Annotated in this window: 1 protein-coding gene; it reads left to right on the forward strand. The window is 72.2% G+C overall.

The genetic code is table 11. The features are described from left to right. Window positions 1-159 precede the first annotated feature (159 nt). Window positions 160-2,283: AfsR/SARP family transcriptional regulator (locus L0P92_RS43880; protein WP_234768722.1), on the forward strand; the 2,124-nt coding region annotated here is incomplete at its 3' end.

The raw sequence follows: 2,283 nt of genomic DNA on the forward strand, positions 1-2,283 counted from the left end.
ACAGGTATGGGGGGCTCGTTTTTGTGTATAAGAGACAGCCAGGGGGCGCAGCCCCCTGGCGGGGTCGAAGGGGCGGAGCCCCTTCAGAGGATGGGACGGGTAGGGGCGGCGGGGGCGAAAACCCCTGCCCCTCACAGCCACCCCCGCGACAATGACCCAGTGCGGTACAGAATCCTGGGCGTCACCCAGGCAACGGACGACCAGGGCACCGTCATACCCCTCGGCGGCCCCCGCCTCCGCGCCCTACTCACCGCCCTGGCCCTACGCCCAGGCCACATCACCACCCCCCACACCCTGATCGACGAGGTCTGGCCCACCGCCCCACCCAGGGACGCCCAGGCCGCCCTACAGGCCCTGATCGCCCGCCTCCGCCGCACCCTCGGCAAGGACGCCATCACCTCCGCCCCCGGCGGCTACCGCCTCACGGCAACCCAGAACGACATAGACCTCTACGTCTTCGAACGCCTAGTACACGAGGGCACCTCAGCCCTGGCCGACGACGACCCCGCCACCGCCGCCCGAACCCTCACCACCGCCCTCACCCTGTGGCACGGCCCCGCCCTGGCCGACCTCCCCGACCGAGACACCGCCGCCACCCGCCCGGAGTCCCTGCGCCTGGAGGCAACCCGCTCCCGCATCGAGGCGAACCTACGCCTGGGCCGCGCCCACCAAGCCGTACCCGAACTGAAGGAACTGACCGCGGCACACCCGTACGACGAACCCCTCCACGCCCTTCTCATCCGCGCCCTGCGCGACACGGGCCGCCCGGCCGACGCCCTCGCCGCATACGAATCCACCCGCCGAGCCCTGTCCGAAGGCCTCGGCACCGACCCCGGCCCGGAACTCCGCGCCCTGCACACAGAATTGCTGAGCCCACCCGAACCAGAACCCACGACGACCCCAGCGACGAACCCCACAGCGAACCCCGCAACGAACCGCCGACCTCCCGCCCCGACACCCCTCGAACAAACCGGCAACCTCCGCCCCCGCCTTACCTCGTTCGTGGGCCGGGAACTCGAACTCGACGCCATCCGTTCCGAATTGCACAGGGCCAGACTGGTCACCCTCACCGGACCGGGCGGCTCTGGAAAGACCCGCCTCGCCGAGGAGGCCGCCACCGGCGTCCCCCAGGCATGGCTCGTCGAGCTCGCCCCGCTCGACCGGCCGGAGGCGGTACCAGGCGCGGTGGTCAACGCGCTCGGTCTGCGCGAGACCGTGCTCATGACCAACGAGCTCACGGCCCCCCAGGACGACCCCGTCGCCCTGCTCATCGAGTACTGCGCCCAGCGCGGCCAACTCCTGATCCTTGACAACTGCGAACATGTCATCGGCGCCGCCGCCACCCTCGCCGAAACGCTCCTCACCCACTGCCCGGGCCTCACGATCCTCGCCACCAGCCGTGAACCCCTGGGCGTTCCCGGCGAGTTGGTGCGCCCGGTCGAGCCCCTGCTCCCCGACCAGGCACACCGCCTCTTCGCGGAGCGCGCGGCGGCCGTCGGCCCCGACGCCGCCACCGCACTGCGCGACGACCGCGCCCAGGAGGCCGTCGCGGAGATCTGCCGCCGTCTCGACGGACTCCCGCTCGCCATCGAGCTGGCGGCCGCCCGGCTCCGGCTGCTCACCCCCCGGCAGATCGCCGACCGCCTGGACGACCGCTTCCGCCTCCTCACCTCCGGAAGCCGCACGGTCCTGCCCCGCCAGCAGACCCTGCGCGCCGTCGTCGACTGGTCCTGGGACCTGCTGGACGACCATGAGCGCACAGCACTGCGCGAAATGTCCGTCTTCGCCGGCGGCTGGGACCTCACGGCGGCGGAGGCGGTGTGCACCGGACCGGTCGCGGACGTCCTCGGCGCCCTCGTCGACAAGTCCCTGATCGTGGCCGCCCCGTGCGAGCGGGACGGCTCCGACGGCATGCGGTACCGCATGCTGGAGACCATCCACGAGTACGCCGTGGAGCGCGCCGCCGAGCTCCCCGCACCGCGACTCGCGGCCGAGCGCCGCCACCGCGCGTGGGTGCGCGCGCTCGTCGAGGAGGCGGACCCACAGCTGCGTTCCGCGAACCAGCTCCCCTGGATCTCCCGCCTGGAGACGGAGCTGGACAACATCCGGACGGCCCTCGACCGCGCCCTCACGGCAGGCGACGAACCAGAGGCGGCCGCCCTCGCCCTCGCCATGGGCTGGTTCTGGTGGCTGCGCTCCTACCGTCACGAGGGCACAGCCTGGATCGACCGAATCCTGAGGCTGGCCACCACCTCGCACACCCCCGACCACACCCCCGAGGCC

This window comes from Streptomyces muensis (assembly GCF_021474425.1).
Classification (GTDB): Bacteria; Actinomycetota; Actinomycetes; order Streptomycetales; family Streptomycetaceae; genus Streptomyces; species Streptomyces muensis.